This is a genomic window from Clostridium polyendosporum, assembly GCF_018332455.1.
Lineage (GTDB): Bacteria > Bacillota > Clostridia > Clostridiales > Clostridiaceae > Clostridium_AY > Clostridium_AY polyendosporum.
The window spans coordinates 44,569-62,070 of sequence record NZ_BOPZ01000023.1 but is presented as its reverse complement, the minus strand read 5'-3'; the positions used below and the strand labels follow the sequence as shown (position 1 = coordinate 62,070).

22 protein-coding genes are annotated in these 17,502 nt (G+C 30.7%); all 22 read right to left on the bottom strand.

All coding sequences use genetic code 11. The features are described 5' to 3' along the window. Positions 1 to 261: 261 nt before the first annotated feature. Positions 262 to 1,053 carry a flavodoxin family protein gene (locus CPJCM30710_RS12845; RefSeq protein ID WP_212904574.1) on the bottom strand — a complete coding sequence of 264 codons (792 nt, stop codon included), beginning with the start codon at positions 1,051 to 1,053 and terminating at the stop codon, positions 262 to 264. Between the two features lie 185 nt (positions 1,054 to 1,238). Further along, positions 1,239 to 2,195: a hypothetical protein gene (locus CPJCM30710_RS12840; protein ID WP_212904573.1), complete on the bottom strand. Its 957-nt coding sequence runs from the start codon at positions 2,193 to 2,195 to the stop codon at positions 1,239 to 1,241. Continuing rightward, positions 2,188 to 3,669, bottom strand: a complete 1,482-nt coding sequence (locus CPJCM30710_RS12835) for a phage portal protein (RefSeq protein ID WP_212904572.1) — start codon at positions 3,667 to 3,669, stop codon at positions 2,188 to 2,190. The genes CPJCM30710_RS12840 and CPJCM30710_RS12835 overlap by 8 nt, the downstream gene beginning before the upstream one ends. Positions 3,670 to 3,855: 186 nt before the next feature. Continuing rightward, positions 3,856 to 4,590, bottom strand: a complete 735-nt coding sequence (locus CPJCM30710_RS12825; RefSeq protein ID WP_212904571.1) for an HNH endonuclease signature motif containing protein — start codon at positions 4,588 to 4,590, stop codon at positions 3,856 to 3,858. Positions 4,591 to 4,797: 207 nt separating this feature from the next. Beyond that, the gene (locus tag CPJCM30710_RS12820; RefSeq protein WP_212904570.1) at positions 4,798 to 6,018 is read right to left on the bottom strand and encodes a PBSX family phage terminase large subunit; all 1,221 of its coding nucleotides are present in this window, start codon (positions 6,016 to 6,018) and stop codon (positions 4,798 to 4,800) included. After that, complete coding sequence (gene terS, locus CPJCM30710_RS12815; protein ID WP_212904569.1) at positions 6,018 to 6,722, bottom strand: phage terminase small subunit; 705 nt, start codon at positions 6,720 to 6,722, stop codon at positions 6,018 to 6,020. The genes CPJCM30710_RS12820 and terS overlap by 1 nt, the downstream gene beginning before the upstream one ends. 75 nt (positions 6,723 to 6,797) lie before the next feature. After that, the gene (locus CPJCM30710_RS12810) at positions 6,798 to 7,697 is read right to left on the bottom strand and encodes a DUF2971 domain-containing protein (protein WP_212904568.1); all 900 of its coding nucleotides are present in this window, start codon (positions 7,695 to 7,697) and stop codon (positions 6,798 to 6,800) included. Positions 7,698 to 8,079: 382 nt separating this feature from the next. Next, on the bottom strand, positions 8,080 to 9,429 hold the full coding sequence (locus CPJCM30710_RS12805; protein WP_212904567.1) for an alpha-amylase family glycosyl hydrolase: 1,350 nt from the start codon (positions 9,427 to 9,429) through the stop codon (positions 8,080 to 8,082). A gap of 78 nt (positions 9,430 to 9,507) precedes the next feature. Further along, positions 9,508 to 9,699, bottom strand: coding sequence for a hypothetical protein (locus CPJCM30710_RS12800; protein WP_212904566.1), 192 nt, complete (start codon positions 9,697 to 9,699; stop codon positions 9,508 to 9,510). A gap of 48 nt (positions 9,700 to 9,747) precedes the next feature. Further along, complete coding sequence (locus CPJCM30710_RS12795; protein ID WP_212904565.1) at positions 9,748 to 10,464, bottom strand: hypothetical protein; 717 nt, start codon at positions 10,462 to 10,464, stop codon at positions 9,748 to 9,750. Between the two features lie 481 nt (positions 10,465 to 10,945). Next, the gene (locus CPJCM30710_RS12790) at positions 10,946 to 11,917 is read right to left on the bottom strand and encodes a hypothetical protein (protein WP_212904564.1); all 972 of its coding nucleotides are present in this window, start codon (positions 11,915 to 11,917) and stop codon (positions 10,946 to 10,948) included. Positions 11,918 to 12,168: 251 nt separating this feature from the next. Then, positions 12,169 to 12,705 carry a hypothetical protein gene (locus CPJCM30710_RS12785; protein ID WP_212904563.1) on the bottom strand — a complete coding sequence of 179 codons (537 nt, stop codon included), beginning with the start codon at positions 12,703 to 12,705 and terminating at the stop codon, positions 12,169 to 12,171. A 30-nt stretch (positions 12,706 to 12,735) separates the two neighbouring features. Then, complete coding sequence (locus CPJCM30710_RS12780; RefSeq protein WP_212904562.1) at positions 12,736 to 13,104, bottom strand: tetratricopeptide repeat protein; 369 nt, start codon at positions 13,102 to 13,104, stop codon at positions 12,736 to 12,738. Positions 13,105 to 13,145: 41 nt separating this feature from the next. Beyond that, on the bottom strand, positions 13,146 to 13,517 hold the full coding sequence (locus CPJCM30710_RS12775) for a hypothetical protein (protein ID WP_212904561.1): 372 nt from the start codon (positions 13,515 to 13,517) through the stop codon (positions 13,146 to 13,148). A 50-nt stretch (positions 13,518 to 13,567) separates the two neighbouring features. Next, positions 13,568 to 14,365: a hypothetical protein gene (locus CPJCM30710_RS12770; RefSeq protein ID WP_212904560.1), complete on the bottom strand. Its 798-nt coding sequence runs from the start codon at positions 14,363 to 14,365 to the stop codon at positions 13,568 to 13,570. Next, the gene (locus tag CPJCM30710_RS12765) at positions 14,358 to 14,768 is read right to left on the bottom strand and encodes a RusA family crossover junction endodeoxyribonuclease (RefSeq protein ID WP_212904559.1); all 411 of its coding nucleotides are present in this window, start codon (positions 14,766 to 14,768) and stop codon (positions 14,358 to 14,360) included. Before CPJCM30710_RS12765 ends, CPJCM30710_RS12770 begins: the two co-directional genes overlap by 8 nt. Before the next feature lie 15 nt (positions 14,769 to 14,783). Beyond that, a complete protein-coding gene (locus tag CPJCM30710_RS12760) occupies positions 14,784 to 14,945 on the bottom strand; it encodes a hypothetical protein (RefSeq protein ID WP_212904558.1) in 162 nt (53 codons plus the stop codon). 18 nt (positions 14,946 to 14,963) lie between these two features. Further along, positions 14,964 to 15,116 (bottom strand): DUF6906 family protein, encoded by a 153-nt coding sequence (locus tag CPJCM30710_RS12755; protein ID WP_212904557.1) that lies wholly within the window; start codon positions 15,114 to 15,116, stop codon positions 14,964 to 14,966. An 80-nt stretch (positions 15,117 to 15,196) separates the two neighbouring features. Then, on the bottom strand, positions 15,197 to 15,499 hold the full coding sequence (locus tag CPJCM30710_RS12750; RefSeq protein WP_212904556.1) for a hypothetical protein: 303 nt from the start codon (positions 15,497 to 15,499) through the stop codon (positions 15,197 to 15,199). After that, positions 15,496 to 15,711, bottom strand: coding sequence for a hypothetical protein (locus tag CPJCM30710_RS12745; RefSeq protein ID WP_212904555.1), 216 nt, complete (start codon positions 15,709 to 15,711; stop codon positions 15,496 to 15,498). Before CPJCM30710_RS12745 ends, CPJCM30710_RS12750 begins: the two co-directional genes overlap by 4 nt. An 84-nt stretch (positions 15,712 to 15,795) precedes the next feature. Then, a complete protein-coding gene (locus tag CPJCM30710_RS12740; protein ID WP_212904554.1) occupies positions 15,796 to 16,152 on the bottom strand; it encodes an aspartyl-phosphate phosphatase Spo0E family protein in 357 nt (118 codons plus the stop codon). Positions 16,153 to 16,261: 109 nt separating this feature from the next. Further along, the gene (locus CPJCM30710_RS12735; RefSeq protein WP_212904553.1) at positions 16,262 to 17,203 is read right to left on the bottom strand and encodes a phage replisome organizer N-terminal domain-containing protein; all 942 of its coding nucleotides are present in this window, start codon (positions 17,201 to 17,203) and stop codon (positions 16,262 to 16,264) included. Between the last annotated feature and the right edge of the window lie 299 nt (positions 17,204 to 17,502).

Below are 17,502 nucleotides of genomic sequence, written 5' to 3'. Positions count from 1 at the left end.
TTATCTATTTTTCTTAGCAAGTGATCTTGAGGAACTAATTGTTCAAGCATAACCACTTCAATCTCACATTGTGCTTCTTTTCTTTCTCGTATCATTTGAATAACTCCTATGAAATAAAATTCTATAATTTTAATTTTACTTCATAATTCAGTAAAAACAAAGACTGCTGACACTTTGTCAGCAGTCTGAAGGGAACTCTTTATTAAGAGTTCCCTTGAATCGTATTTTAAGATTACAAAACATCTTATTATAAGAATATATTCATTTTTTGTATGTAACAATCATCTTTGGTGAAAGATATTTCCCTATTTGATAGATAATCCTCCCAATCGCCCTTTTGTGTATCGGCAATGGAATTTCTGGAGCATATCTCATACCAACATACTTCTTCCAAAAAACTCCGTCTTGTGTTGCGTATTCTGCTCCAGGTGCATATTCCTCACACATGGCTTGAAATAAGTTGAAAGGAATTAAAACTCCGATTTTCGGAGAATGAAGTTTTTTTGATTTTAAATCCATATAGAATGCCTTCGATATTTTATATGCCTTTTTTTTATGCTTTTCAGTTGGTTTATAGTCATTCCAACTTAATGCAACAATAGGCAATTGATAGCATTTATTAAATCCCCATCCTGGTAAAGTATTAGCAAGAGATTGTGTAACACTATTTGCAGAGACACCACCTGTAGTTGAAATAATTAAAGCCTTTTTATCAAAGTATCTCGGGCGATGAAGTAAAAATGCTAAATGGTCGGTAAAATTTTTGGTGAGGGCAGGAACAGCACCTTGAAAACAGGAAACAGCAAAAATTACTCCATCACAATCTGCAATTTTATCCATAATAGGCTGGATATACTGATTATGAGGACAAAAAATATGTCCTTTTCTAAAACATACACTACAACCTGTACAGAATGGAATATTTAATTCACTTAAATGTATCTCTTCAAATTTTACCGTATTATCGAGACTTTCTATTTGATCTTTTACTTTCTCCGTTAAATACCATGTATTCCCCTTATGGGGACTGCCATTGATTATTAATATTCTCATTTCACATATCTCCATTATATTATTAAATATATATTATTTAATTCGCCTTTTTTACTATTATCTATTTATTTAATTTATGTTAAGTGAATGAGTAATTGTAAATATTTTACACATAATCTTATTATACCTTACTTCGTAACAAATAATCAATTTTCAACATCATTCTTTAACAGATCTAACTATATTTACACTATACTTGCATACCATTCATCTAACATTTTATTACTTCCTCCTGCTAACCAATCACCTAATTCTTTTCCGATATCCTCCATACTCTTAGAAACTACACCATACTGTGTACAAAGGCATTGAGGGTGTGGAATCGGCACTTCATCCTTTGGAAAATTCCCTTGTCCTAAAGCATATCTATTTTGCTCTGTATAATCATCACATTCATCTCTTCCAAATCTTTTGACTTGTCTTTCGTAATGCTGTGAAGATAACTCCCAATGGATAGATTCAACATATGGATTTCTTTTATTGCTCTCCATAGAACTTAAATAAAATGCATGATTCAAGGCAGTCCTCAATAGTCTTTGAGCATTATAATCTACTTGTTTATTTACACCTGGATAAACAATTCTCCAATCCCACGGTTTTTTAGCATTAGGTTCTACATATTTTTCTAAATCCTTAATTATATCTAAATAAGGTTTATTCCCAACTATACCTTTTGCAAGAATATAATTTATATCTTTGTCCATCTTATTTATTAAACTCCATATCCTTTCATTTAAGCCTTTACCATCTTTGTATAATCCACCTGAAAGAAGTTTTAAAACTACATCCTCAGGGACTGTGTAAATAGCCCTTAGAATATCTTTTGGTATATCTAGTTTAAACTTTTCACCTATATGTTGAAAGAAATTAGACTGTATAGCTGCAGCTATGTACGAACTTGCATCTATCGCCTCTTTATTTAGGAAATACATATTATTTTCAAGTTCTTTAAGTCTATTTTTCACTACTTTTGAATAATCATTTAACCAAGCTTTATTGAACCCTTTAGACTTTTCAGCCTGCTTTATTAACTCCTCTGCAACCTCTTCATATAATTTCCTTAGGGCTTTTGAATTGCTCTCAGTAAGCTTTATTTTTTTACTTAAAGCCTCATAAACTAATTTAAGATACTCATTATTCATTAGTTCCACCCTTGTTAAGATCTTTGAATTGAGGTTGCTCTGATTCAGCTGAAGCAATTAAAGTTATTTCTTCAAGTATCTCATTAAGTGTATTTTCTACATCTTCCTCATCCGTAAACTCTTTAATGTAACTTCTAATAGATCTTACCTTTGTTACTACCTCTTCCATAGCTGTTTTCTTTTTATCCTCTTCATCAGCTGGTAAAGGATAATTATGAGTAAATAGCATAGTGTATTTTAAGTTTGACCACTCATTTTTAAATATACCTTTATAACTGTAAGGAGCTGCTTCAATTATGAACTTAATTAACTCTTTAAATACCGGTTCCCAATCGTTCCACTTTTCTTCACAACGTCCAATAAGGTCATTGTACATATACTTCATAGCCTTGGCACTTGGAATATTAGTCAAATCTTTTATATTGGGCATATCAAGTATATCCCTCATATCACGTTCTATTCTATCAAGAAATGAGTTTACAGCTTCTGCACTACCAAAGTTATATTCAAGCCTATTATGAATCGCTTGTTTACCATTATCAGCTGCTTTATTATCAGTTCTTATTGCATGTACAGCATTAGGAGCTATTGTTAATTTATTTACATCGTCTGGATGACCATCAATAATGCTTTCAGCCCCAAACATTTGAAACTTTAGGGCATCTGCAAAATCTGAGTTTTTCTTGTTATAAAGATTTTGTGGTTCCCTCAACTCGTCTACATCACTTTCTCCAAACTCATCTCCAAGTTCTCCACCATTCTTAATTAGCCAACATGGAATAGTATAAAATCCTGTAGGTTGTGTAACTTCCTCAATTGGATTGTTGAGATCATCACCTTTATAGGTTTGCTTTTTATAATAAGCTTGCACTTCAGCATTTTCACTTTCTTTGTCATAGTAATAAGTATGAATATAATAGATCTTATCTTTGTCATCCTCTACAAAAGCATTATTCTCATCTTCTTCAAAGAACTTAACTTCAAGTAAATTGCCGTTTTGCTCTTTATAATAAAAGCCCTCTATGTTTTCATACTTAATGACTATTGGCATACCTGGATTAGCTTCAACCCTCAGAAGTACTCTCTTTTTAATTGTGCTCATTAAGAAAGCTTTTCTAGTGTTATTCCAAAACTTATTGAATTCAAGAACATCATCTATAAATTGTCTAAGCTCTTCACACTTTTCGGCATCATCCAAATTATCTGGCTTAAAATTAATAAAAGGCTCATTACCAAACATGAACCTAGCTTGTTTCTTAAGCAGTGGCTTAATTTTATTTCTTATATCTTGAGTAGGATTGTAATCCACATTATCGCTTACTTCCCAGTTTTGACCTAAGAGAGTTTTATCTTGTTTTGCTAAATTTAAATCAATACTTTTGCCTTTATAAAAATAATAATCTGCTCGTACTCTTATTCTTTCCTTCTTTTCTATATCAGGAAGTTTTAAAAGTGTTTCTCTAACATCAACCATTAGAATACATGACCTCCTTTCTTGTATGGATTAGAGTTCTTAATAACACCTTTTCCTTTGTTGTAAACTTCATCATTGTATTTCTTTTCTTTAAGATCTGACACTTCATATCCATCAAGTGCATACCATATTGCACTACATTTATTGTTATCGTAAAGGCTCTTTATCCTCTACTTCTTACAGTTTCTATTCCTGTAAGTTCGGACTATCTATTAATTTATTATAATCAAGTTCATATATTTTGTAGGTTTTCTTAACTAACCAATTCTTTTTTATTGCATCAGTTACATTTACTTTTCCTTCAAAAAACTCTCTAGCTTTTCTATTATAAGGGAAATATAATTTTTCACTAGTATTTATATTTTCAACTACTACTGTTTGATATTTGGAATTTTTATTTATTTCAATTATTTTTTTAATTTCTAATTTGTCACTTAAATAAAAATACTCTTTAACTCTATTGTTTAAAGCTCTACTATCTACATATCCTAAAGTTGTCCTGGTAGCTTCTGATACTCCTATGTATTCTCCTACATAGTTTAATAAGTAATCATAAACATATACCTTAAAACACTTGTTAATTGTCATATTAGCTATTGCATTACCATAATGAACATTTTCTAATCTAGTCACCCATTCAAGGTTTTCATAATGATTGTTTGATTTATTTTCATCCTTATGATTAACCTCAGGACTATTTTTAATGTTAGGTATGTATGCTAAGGCAACCAATCTATGAATATATGCCTTCTTCCATTTTCTCTGACCTTTTAGCTTTAAACTAACAACTTTATATCCTCTACCATTATCATTACTAGCTAATGGTTTATTTGTTTTGGTTGAAAATACAAAACCTTCTTTACTTACAAAATATATATCTAATACTTCTTCGTATCCATTTATGCTATTTACTTTTATCATATAATATCACCTCAACAATATTATACAATACCAAATAACACAATATAGATACTATCTTATAATAAATTTCGAGGTCTCGTGGGTGAATTATATTCTGCAAAACAGTTTCATCACCTAGTCTCTGCCCCTCACATAGCTTTTAAACTTATGTGTTCGGTTCTGATTCCCATTTCAGGGTCCCAGCTTAATACCTCGATTTATACACGCCTAGGCTGGTATGTCCAACGTGTGTGGATCTATATTAAACTCATCCTCAATTATTTCTCCATTTTTATCTACCGCATAAGTAAGATCTGATAATTCCTCTATCGTATTTACACAGTTACTAGAACAAATAATCTTTTTAAATCTCTTAACCTTCTTGGTGTTTTGCAATCTTGAACCTTGGAACTTCTTCGCTCCACTAATATTAAAACCTTGCTGACTATAATACTTAATGGTTTTAGGCTCTGCACTATCTGCTCTGATTAGTTCCTGAGTTTCTATAAATTCAGCTATTTCTACTGCTGTTTTATCATCTGTCATTTGGTTTTTATAATACTCCCAGTAGATATAAAGTATTTTTTCTTCATCATCTATAGCTAACCTTAAAAGTGCATTGTATGACGTTTCAAATCCAAAGTCCATTCCAACTCTTTTTATAGGACTATTGATACTTTGTATAACTTCTAAAACTTTATAGTGTGGCCATTCCTCAAATTGAGGTAATACCTTCTTACCATTAACACCAAATTGACCTTTTCTAGCTATTCTATATAAGTCTGGATCATATGTTTTTAAATCCTCTAATTGTTCTATATAACTTTTAGGCAAAAATAAATTATCATCAGCTAAGGAATGATGATAATACGTATTATTGATGATTGCTATTCTATTTTTGTATAATTCTTTATCGTCAAGAGTGAATATCTTCTTCTTACTATCAATGAAAAAATGTTTATAGCTCCAGTTAGACTTCGAAACTGGATTAGTAGATAAAATCATATGCAGTGGTAATATTGGGTGTCTCAAACGTCCTAAAAGTTCTTTAAACCCTTCATATTTAACCTCTGAACATTCTTCTATCCACACTATAGAAACATTATTTATAGATTTTAACTTAGCCGGCTTATCCATACCTTTAAAAATTATCTTAGAACCATTATGAAACTTAACTTGCATAGGAGATGTTTTGAACTTTATCCTATCATCAAGTTCCATTTCTGTGACTATTTCCTCAAGTAATGAATAGCAGCTATCTCTTATGGTGTCATAAACCTCTCTAACTATAAGAGCAGTTCTTTTTTCTTTAAGCAATTTGAGGATTAATTTTAAAGCAACATGATAACTCTTTGACGATCCATAACCACCAACTAAAAAATAGAACTTGTGGTCCCAATTAAAAATAAATTCTTCAAAGTGAGGATTAACTTCTTTTTCAATAGGCATTACCCCTCACCCTTCCGTTTGATTACTATTTCAATTGGTTTATCTTCATTATCATCTCTTTTAACTTTATCTATATCAGCTTTAAGTTTCTCTATTCTCAATTTCTGCTCATCAGTGACTAAATCTCTATTAGAATTTAATAACTCATCATACTGCTTAATCATACTACGAAGTTCCGACATAGCTCTTGATTGTGCTTGTAAAAATGTAGCCTGTTTATCCCAAGCAAGCTGTAATTCATATTCTTTTTCATAACCATTTTCCATGTCTTTTATCTTCTTCAGTTCCTTAGTTAAATCATCCTGGTCTTTAACGTGCATAATTCTTTGTGATCTTATTATTGCTGCATACTGTATGGTTATATTCTCCCAAAGAATATCTAATGAATTCTTCTGTTCTATATCTTGAATTATTCCTAAAGTATCCTCAGGAAGATACTTACTGAAAAAACCGTGAGTTTCAGCGTTTTTATTTTTAGGCGGAGCTCCATATCCTTCTGCATTTTTATTATTTAAGGGTGCACCTTTTTTCTTTTTAGGTGCACCCTTTTGCTTCTTTTCTTCTGACCAACCATATCTTTTTATCCATGACTTTATTGTATTTACACTAACTGAATATTTATCAGCTAGTTCCTTATATTTCAAACCTTTTAGGTAATCTTTCTTAGCCCTATCTTTAATATCTGGACCTCTTATGTCTTCCATGTCTACATTGTCACCACCTCACCTTTGTTTGTTTTGAAAAGAAAAAGAGTCCTGTTAAGAGCTCTAATAATTTCTTTAAAATCTGATTGACAAGTCTACTTTTTTAACATCCCAATGTTCATAATTACCGTTTTCTAATTTTAATTTGATATCTTCAACACACCTATTATTTTTGGGACCTAATACCACACCCCGTATTAACTTCTCGAAACCTCTAAAACTAATATTAAAATATGGAATTTTATTAAAGTATTTATTAGTCCTTAATTTTATGAATATGTTCGCTTCATTATTTTTAGCCACTAAAACTATTCTATATTCTTTTTCGCTCTCCCACCCACTATCTTTGCTAAATAAGCAGAATTCAGCTAAACGACTAGTAACATAGAATTCTAATTCATTAAATTTTTCTTCAGATATTCTACCTTTAAGAAATAATTTATAAACCTCTCCAAAATGGTTGAGTAATTTTTTTACTTTATCATTTTTTATTTTATCGTCATATAAAACAAGTCCATTATAAATCCAAAAATATTTTCCAAGTTCTTCTCCCTCTATATTTCCTTGTAACTTAAAGTCTAACATATTGAAAATATTAATTTTAATACAATACCCATCTAAGCCAGCATAGTCCCTCCACATACTAGAACTATTATCATTTCTACAAAAAGATAAAATATAAGAGTCTTGAATTAGAGTAAATATTTTGCCTAATAAGATCTCTTTATACTCTTCCGTATATAAGTCATTTATTTCATTTAAGCAATCTATTATTATTTTCTTTCCTTCTTTTATCTCCATGCCATCATTTGTATAGTCTGAATGTGTGAACCAAAAACTTGAATTATCTAAAATACTGTTAAAAGCTTCATTATTACAATAATGGAAGTAGCATTCTTTGAAGTTACATTCTAAATAATAATCTGTAATTTTATAATTTTTAATATCTCTTTCTAAATCATAAAAGCACTTCACGTTATCACCTCTCCACATATTAACTTCTACATGGAAAGGTTTTTCCCTTCATTTACCAAATGTGATGATATTTAGGTCTCTATGCTGTAACTTTTTACTTAATTTCTCGTATATTACTACTAGCAAAACTTATAGAGGAGAAACATATGGCCGATATGTTATGGAAAATAGTTCAAGAGCTTTTCAAGTTAATTTCACTTTCCATTAACATTACTGTCAATATAACTATTAATCGTTAGATTGTAGTTCTTAACAGTAATTTCAACAAAAGTTGTTGGGGAATATCTCTAAAGAGTATTTTCCCTAGCATATCGGTATTTGTAAAACAAATAAATCTTAAAATTTTGGCCTATTTATCTATTTTAAAATTATCTTTTTGTAGCTATATAGTAATCATTGTCTTTAATATCAATATTTCATTCTCGCCAAGCTCTATATATTCTCCTATTTCAACAACTCCATTAATCCCACTATTGCTGAATAGAACTTGATACCTTCCACCTTCAAGCTTCTGCTTAACTTCTTTACCTTGATTAATTGCAACGACTATTTCTTCATTTTCATAAGCTCTTTTAAACATCAATGTACCATCATTGCTTGTATTAATGTTTGCAAAATCACCTTTTCTTAAAGCAACCTCATTGTTCCTTAGTTTTATTAATCGCTTGTACAAATTCAACAAGCTACTAGGTATATATTCTTCACTCTCTACAGCTTCCCACAGCATGGGTTTTCTAACCTCTGCATCACTAGGACTTTTAGTCCCAAGCATTCCTATTTCTTCACCATAATAAATATACGGTGTTCCACTTAATGTTAACAATAACGCTGCAGCAATCTCCATGTTCTTTCTATTTTGCCTTAATTCGCTGTAGATCCTATTTTGGTCATGATTGCTCAAAAAAATTGAATTATGAATATTATCATTACCTCTGTAATACGTACCATAATTCCTTTCAAAGCTTAATCCTAAATATCTTAAGCATCCCCAGTTGATCTTGTCAATTATATCCATAGCCAAATCAAAATTAAAACAGGATCCTAAAGCATTTTCATACTGATTAGAAATATTAATTGAATCCCAAGCCTCACCTACTAAATAGAAACCTGGTTTTATTTTTTGTACCTCTTCCCTAAACCACTTCCAAAACTCTACACCCTTTTCTACTCTGTTGTATGTCCAACGCACAGCGTCCAAACGAAAGCCATCTACACCCTTGTCTATCCAGTACTTAGCTATATTTATAATCTCTTGTTTAACTTCTCCGTGGTTGTGATTTAGGTTTGGCATAGTATCTGTGAAGGAATTGTAATAATAGCAACCGTTATTCCAAGTCCAGGGGGTATCATTCATAGGGGTTTTATCAGTACCTGGATTGCATGTACTCCAAATATAATAATTTCTATACTTCTCATCTCCTGCACTGCTCTTCTTAAACCATTCATGCTGATCGCTAGTATGATTAAGTACCATATCTATTATTACTTTAATATCTCTTGCATGTGCTTCCTTTAGTAGTTCTTCAAAATCTTCCATAGTACCATATTCTGGTTTAATACTGTAATAGTCAACCACATCATATCCATGATAACTTGGAGATTTATATATAGGGGTCAACCATATTCCACCTATCCCTAATCCCTTAAGATAATCAAGTTTACTTGTTATATTCTTTAAACTCCCAAAAGCTTTAATAAAAATTTGATAAAATACTCTCTCATACATGTCCATGCAAACATCCCCTTTGGGTGTATTTTGAAAATAAAAAAAGACACTCTTAATTAAGTGTCTTGGTTAACCTTGTTATTCCTATTTCTGTTTTAATGCACCATTCTCTCTTACATATTTACGTTGTCCCATGCACTCTTTTATCCCATCAAAAGGATCCATCGTAAGTTCTAATACTTCACACTTCTTGAATCTATCGCAACAAGCATTACCAAATAAACATGCGCACTTTAATTGTTTTCCATTCCATCTAGTATTGAATTTATATTTCACGTCCCCACCTCCATAAAAAAAGAGCTCATTATAAGCTCTTATCTTTTTTTATTTAAGTACTTTGTACTTGGAATCTAATGGTTCCCGATATGAGATTTTATAATTATCAAATATATCATTTAAAAATTGATTCTGTAACTTAATTTGTAAATCATACAAGTAACTTAAAATATCAAAACTCTTATCATTAAATATTGATAGTTTTTCCTCTAAATCCTCTACTTCTTGAGGCACTATTTCTGATCCCATTAGTATTCTGTTGTAATAAATATCTGATATCAGCTGTATACATTCATTTTCCATTTCTCTAAGTAAATTACACTCATCATAAACCAATTCTCTTATATACCAAAACTCTCGTAATACAATTCTTCTGGCATCAAATTTAAATAACATTTTATTATATGCTTTTGCATAATCATTCCACGCATCGGAAACTTCTTGAATAATATTATTATCAATATTTGTTCGTGAATTTAAATAAATTGATACATTCCTATTAAATGACATAATAAGTATGTTTGCTGTGATGAGTTTGTTTAAAAGTTCCTCTATACATATTAGCATTTCTTCTGCAGCTTTCAATTCTAAATCTTTTCTTAATTTGCCCATATCTAATCTCTTAGTTACTTTATATGTAATTCTTCCCCCTACGTAAACACCAAGTAATGAACCTATTAAAGAACTAAGGCTATCGGGAATTACGTTTTTCCAGTCTTGACTAACGAAAAACTTTATTACCTTTTCAAATAATTCTCGTTCCATATATATCACCTATTAGATTCTATCATTGTGCATATTTTATGTCTATTTAAAATGACATATATTTCTTCTTCCATGCATCAAAATAAAAAGCATCCAGTTCCCTAGATGCCTTCTTGCAGTAACACTCTTTGTAAGTCCCTAATGTGCTCTGCCAAATATCCATACTATAATTATAAAATAAATAAACGTTAAATTTATCCCAAGTTTGTCCCAAATTTGTCTCATCTTCTAATACACTATATAAATTACGTCAGAAACCATTTTCCCCCTATTGGAAAGATGGTGTAGAATAGATTAACTTTTGTGGAATGCAACCTTAAGTGTGGAAGGTATAATTATTATAATGTAACTGTTTTTATACGTTTATTCATAATATTATTAAAGCATGACGTAGAAGTACCATAAAATTCTTTTCTCAATAATATGATATTCTTATTAATTATTCGTTTTTTTAATAGAGTATCATCAAAACTGCTATAAATTAATAGGTAACCCAAACGTTTTCTTTATAATCATATAAATCAAACTCAAACTCATCTATAGGCTCATCATGTGGATAGAAAGCAATAACTTTATATACAGTAGTTTTCCAATCTTTATAATCTATTTCTACAGTTTTCTTTGATAGCTTAAACCCAAAATAAACCTTATTTATGTCATCTAATTCATATGGTACTAAGTATTGATAACAATCATCTTTTTCTATAAAATGCGCATTAGTATGAGACATTTTTATATACTCAGATATAAAATCAAAAACTGATTTATCAATATACAATTCATTTCCACAAATTCCATAGTCACTTCCTAATGATTCTAAAATATATGACTTAGAAAAAGCTGTGTTCATTTGCAACTCACTAGGATTATATAACTTAATAGGATTTCCAATTTCTCTAGCTACAGTACTTATACCTTCTGGATCAGGTTTTGTATAATTAAATACAAAATCATCAAATGTTATTTGATCTGTTAAATATTTTATACCTTTGCCATAAGCTAAAACACTACGAGTACCAGGATATTTATTTTCTTTTTCAATTATATTAATTGCAATATGCGTTTTAACACAGCTAAGAAAATATAATCCAAGCTTTGTTAACCAACTTATATAATCAATCTCTTTGATGTTATAATCGCATCTCATTATTTGACATATCCCATCATTCAATATTAATCCTTTCGTATTATGATTAATATCGATATTTGAAATTAACATATTATGAGCATCAAGAAGTCTGTTCCTAATTTTTTTAAATCCGTCCAAACCTAAATCCCAATTGTTTTTAAATAAATCATTTCCAAATCCCAATAAATCAGACCAAAAACAAAGAAAGTCATGTATTTCTTCATTAGGTGGATTAAAAATCTTTCTCTGCAAATTTGTTGAATACAAATAATTTGTCTCTTCTAATTGTTTCTTTCTTAGTTCATCTATTTCCTTCCTTATCATAGTTTTTCTCCCTCTGACTATAATAAATTAATAAAAATTGTGATTTTCAGTTATCACTTATAACTCGTAGTCAACTACCACTTTTTTCTTATAACACCTTTTAATATAATAATTATAACATATATTCCATTATTTCATGTTATTCTATTACCCTTTTATTTAGCATAGCAAATAATCTTATTTTTTTATTACCACATTATTCATTTTTAAAGAAAATTATTTATATTTTCAGATTCAATAATTACGTTGGATTATATTTGCTTTATGATATTACTCCAATTAGCTATGTCCCCCATAAGCTCATCTCTTTTCCTATATGCTGTACTTCTAGCTCCTGCATACATTTCTGTAGCTATCCATTCTATGGATTTACATTCCCCATACTTCCACTCTACGAATCTCTTTGATTCTTCACTTAACATAGAAAGATTAAACTGCATATCCTGGACTTGTAATTCTATTTCTCTTATTCTTGCATTAATCTTTAACATTTTCTTTACTGTATTTTTATACTGCTTGTCTAAATCTTCAATGTACTTTATAGTTTCTCTTTCTGCCTCACTGGATCCATCTGAACTACTTTGTACTTTTTCTCTGCTATAATCTATTCCCATGTTTAACCCTGCTTCTATATCAAGATATTTTAATTCCACTTTTTCTTTCTGTATCTGCTCTTTCTGTTTCCATAGTAGAACTACTTTATTCTTAAGCTTCTGTATAAGCTTTAATTGCTTGTAATGTCTATATAGCCTACCTTCGGTCTTTCTAAATATCTCTTTATCTATCATTCTATCACCCCTTTTTCGCCTACAGCTTTATTACCTACACACTAATTTTTCTTTTTCTAGAATCCTTATTGCCTTCTTACACTCCTTATCTGAATTATCTAGTGCTAGGGCTATATTGAAATGCCTATAGGCACCTTTACTGCTATTAATATGTGAATAACTTACAGCCAAATTAAAATGAGCTTTTTGATGATAACTATTCATTTCTAACACTTTTTTATAATACTCAATCGCTTTTTCATATTTCTTAAGCTTTAAATAACAAGTCCCTACATTATATAAAGCTACTTCTTTCATGTCCTCTGTTTCTATAGACATAATGTAATATGATAGTGCTTCTAGATATTTTTTATCTAAATAAAGCTCATTGCCTCTCCTAAAGTTATTGATTTTTCTCATAACACCCTCCCCATTTACGATAAAATTATTTAAGAGTAGACTCACAGAGCTGTATCAGGATTATTTAGTTCTCTGCGAGCAAACCACACTTGATACTTCTTATCACTTTTTTCTTGGCCATATCTCCAGACAATTCTGGACATTTCATGTATATATTCCATTAACTTATACTTTCTATAGCAGAAATCTTTTAAATCAGTTTTACCCACCTTGTAACTTAATGCTAACTTTGAAGCTTCTGCTGAAAGATTTGCCCCCCTATCAGCCAGTATCCATGCATTTTTACTTAATTCAAAAGCTCCTGCATAATTCTCTGAATTTAAATTTACATACGATTCAGCTACTTCATAGCACAGATTCAGATCTTCTTTAAATATCTCATCATATTCAGTTGGTTCTATTTCAAATTTCATTGCGCCTCCTTAGTGGTTTTGCACAAACAGTTACTGCCCAACCTACAGTATTAATTTGCTTTTCTCATTGCAAATACTTGCTTAAACTCTAATATCCATTCATCTAATTGACCTTCATTATCAAAGGCTATAATACCTCCATCCCTTTTAAGTTCTACTCCATTTTCACCTTCAACAACCATCTTCTTGATTTTTAATTTACTTTCTACCTTAGTTTCTGTTTCTATCTTTTTAACCATTTCAACTTTCTCCTCACCCTCAATTATTTTCATAATTTCTTCTACAGCTTCTTTTTCTTCCTGATTCTCAAACTTAATTTCAGCCTCTTCATTCTCCTCTATTTGATTTAAATACTTATCTTTGCATTCACCCCAAGCAGTGCCTAGCATAGCTGGGGATAGCTCTGGGAAATGAGTTTTTAACATCTGCACTGCTTGTCTTTGATTTCTTAATCCGTTCTTTAATAATTTCTCGCACTTCTCTGCTATTTGCTCTTGGTATTGTTCAATCTTCTTTTTTGCCATATCAATATCTCCTCCATATTGATTTTTAAATTTATTTATTACTTCCGAATCCTCATTAAGCAGATCCCAAGTTTCATCTAGACTTTTCTTTATCTCAACTAAACTTAAATTTGTGTTAAGAAGTAAAGATGCTATTATTGCTGTAGATATTGATTCTGTTAGTCTTTCAGTAAACTTTTTATATTCAACTTCTGCTATTGTTTTTGTCATAATGTCTATAATGTGTAATCTATTTGGTGTTAATCCTTTAATGAAATTGCCTACACTCTTCTTTTCTGCTACAGATAAACTTGATAATTTTAATAGCTTTTCAAATTCACGCATTTTGAACACTCTCCAAAGTAAGTTCAACTCTTGGATTATCGGAGTAATATTTATCTACGCTTAAACTAACTACCTGACTATCATCATCAAAAGCTATTTTATTTAAGCTATCTAAGACTATTTTTGCTACATTATCAGTATCCGGCTTTTTAATTGGTCTTATTTTGCCTTCAATCATCTCTTGTCTTTTCTTTTTACTTACACTCTTAGGTATTGAATAAAATGCTGTTATTTTAGCATTAATAGCTCCTAAAAGCTTCTCTCCTCTTTGAGCAGCATATTCATGCCTTACAAGATTCTCATACATTATGGTATCTTTAGGTGTGTATGCTACTCCAGACTTTGTACTCATTCTTGGCCTACCCTTACCTTTTGGATCTCCTAGAATTGTTACTTTAATCATCACATTACCTTCTTCCTAACGGTATTTCTTCTCTTTGTGCTTACATCTTCCACGACTGCAAACTTGAACTCTATACCAAAGACTTTCATAAAACTCTGACTCTTTCTTCTTTTCTCTAATCTCTTTTCTATGTTGAAGGTCCTTATATGTCTTTTCTGCTTTCTCTTTATTAGTCATCTTGGTCCCCTCCCCATCCTAAACTCTTAAAGTGAAAGTTTTATCATCAGTTCGGTGTACAAATTCTAAGTGTTGAGATGTTTTCTTAGTTCTTAACCACTCATCCGGATTAAGTCCTTCCTTTGTAAGCAGCTTCTTTTCTTTAAGTGTTAATACCTTACCATTCTTCATTTTACACCTCGTTCTATAGATATTGATTGTCATATGAGAATAGGAAGTTATACTCCTACTCTCACAAAAGCTTGTCTACCTTATTTTTTAACCAAAACCTCTAGAATAGTCTTAGCCATCCAGCCTCTATTAACCAATTTTTTGTTATGTCTTTTATTTAGCTGCTCAATGTCATATCCCTCTTTTAACATAAGCTTAAATACTCTTAGAAGTGTCTGTATTACATCAAATGATTCTTCAGCTATACTTATCCAATCTCTACTTTCAAATGCTTGTAACAATTCATTCACTTCTTCTTTGAATTTTTCTTTAATAGCTTCGATTGTATCTGAATCATTGCTTTCACCAGTTTTTATATTTCTATCTAACACCATCAATTTCATTTTGAAAGCACCCCCATAATATCTTCTGACCAGATACACTCCTTATACAAGGGCTTTCTATTTTTCATTATTTCTACAAGATAAAATCCATTCACTCTATCTAAAAACCTTGCTTTTCTAGCAACTTTTCTTCTGTTTATTCTATTTTCATCATTTCCTTTTAGAGTATTGCATTTTACTACTACTTTCTGTCCTGGTTCAAAATTATGCATACTGGTCCCCCCTTAACTTTTTTAAGAGCTTCAGCAACTGTGTACCCTGCAAAATATAATTTTACAACCAATTCGACTGCATTCTTAACGCCCATGAACAACTATAACTCCTAACTCATGGAATTTTTCAAGGCATTGATAGTTATCAACTATTTTCTTTAATCCTAGATTCTTCATGTATACATCACATACAGCCATTCTTAAATTAACATTTTCTTCCTTTAATCTTTCGACTTCACCTTTTAATACTTCAACCTCTAACTTATAATTTTTTTCCACACTTAACACCCTTTCAAAATTAATTTTATTATTTATTTTTTTCATAGCTTCCACTACTTCAATATCTAACTTCTGGCTTAACTGAACTGTCTTTTCATTAGTCAGATTACTTATACCAACTTCTTCAATATACTTATGGAGTTCCTGTCTTAATTCCTCCATCTCCCCACCCCTTCATTCACAATAAATAGGTTCCAACTTAACGTAACTTTATTTGTGTAAAAACAAGAATGCTACTGCCATTATTGATCCCTCCTCTATAGTTCAATTTCTATTGATCATCCCATCCAAGCAATTTTTTCTCTAAAGCATTATAGTCATATTCTCTTTGCTCATAATCTGTAAATCTCAAACCTTTCCCTGATTGGTATTGTTTTTTATTATCCTTTCCAGCTGTACTTTTGCTATCACTGTTCTTCTTACTCTCAAAATTCTTTCTATCTAGTAAAACTGCTTTAACCGTAGTTATTTTATTAGCTAACCATCTATCTAAAATTTTCTTAACATATCTAATATCTCGTACATTTGCCTCTACTGATTGCTGCAACGCTAAAGTTATTACTGCTGGCTCCATGCCATCTTCCTCATAACTTATCAAAGTTTGAAGTTCAAAAGGGGTTATTAAATGTCCCATATTATTATCAAAGAATAATTTATAGTCACTACTAACCTCTTGGTTGTCATTAGTAGGAGTAGTAGTATTACTATCTACTTCTATATCTATATCTCCTTCTACTTCTCCTTCTATAGCGTGATTGTCACGTGACATCACGGAACTAGTGTTATCTGTCACACCTATTTCATCCTTAGTTGGCTGCAACAATGCTTTTTCTTTCTCTCTTTGTTTTTGTTTTCTAAGCCTATTTTGTTCTCTGACTTTTTCCATTCCCTCGATATTCTGATGCTTTTCCCAATTTGATATTTTAATAAGGTGATTATCTGAAATTTGTATCATCCCAAAACTTTTAAGTGTTGTAAGAGCAAGTCTCACGCTTTGTAATGGTCTATTGAATATTGTTGCAAGCATCTCCTCGGTATATGGAACATTTTCATTTAGAAAGATATATCCATTTGCATTTGTTTTTCCTGCTTGAACTAATAATCTAATCCAAATATAGTGGATTGTATCTTTCTCAGGCATTGCATCTATCAACTTTATTTTTTCATCATCAAACATATTGGTAGTTATCTTTATCCACTTAATTTCAGCCATCTTCTCACTCCCTATCCTTAAGCAACTTGTCCTAATATCTTTTGTTTAAACCTTTTAATACACACTTATAGTTATCATCGTTAGGCACCAAACTATTAAACTTGAGAATAACATCGCTGCTAAAATATCTTTTATATTTACTTTTGTCCTTATTTCCTCATCCCTTTTGAATATTAAATCCAATAATTGCATATACTAAAAATGTCTTGTTTATAGTGAAGTAATCTAATATAATGAGGACATAGGCTCGGCTAAGCCTATATCCATAAATCTAGAAAACATTTTGAAGAGTACCCGCG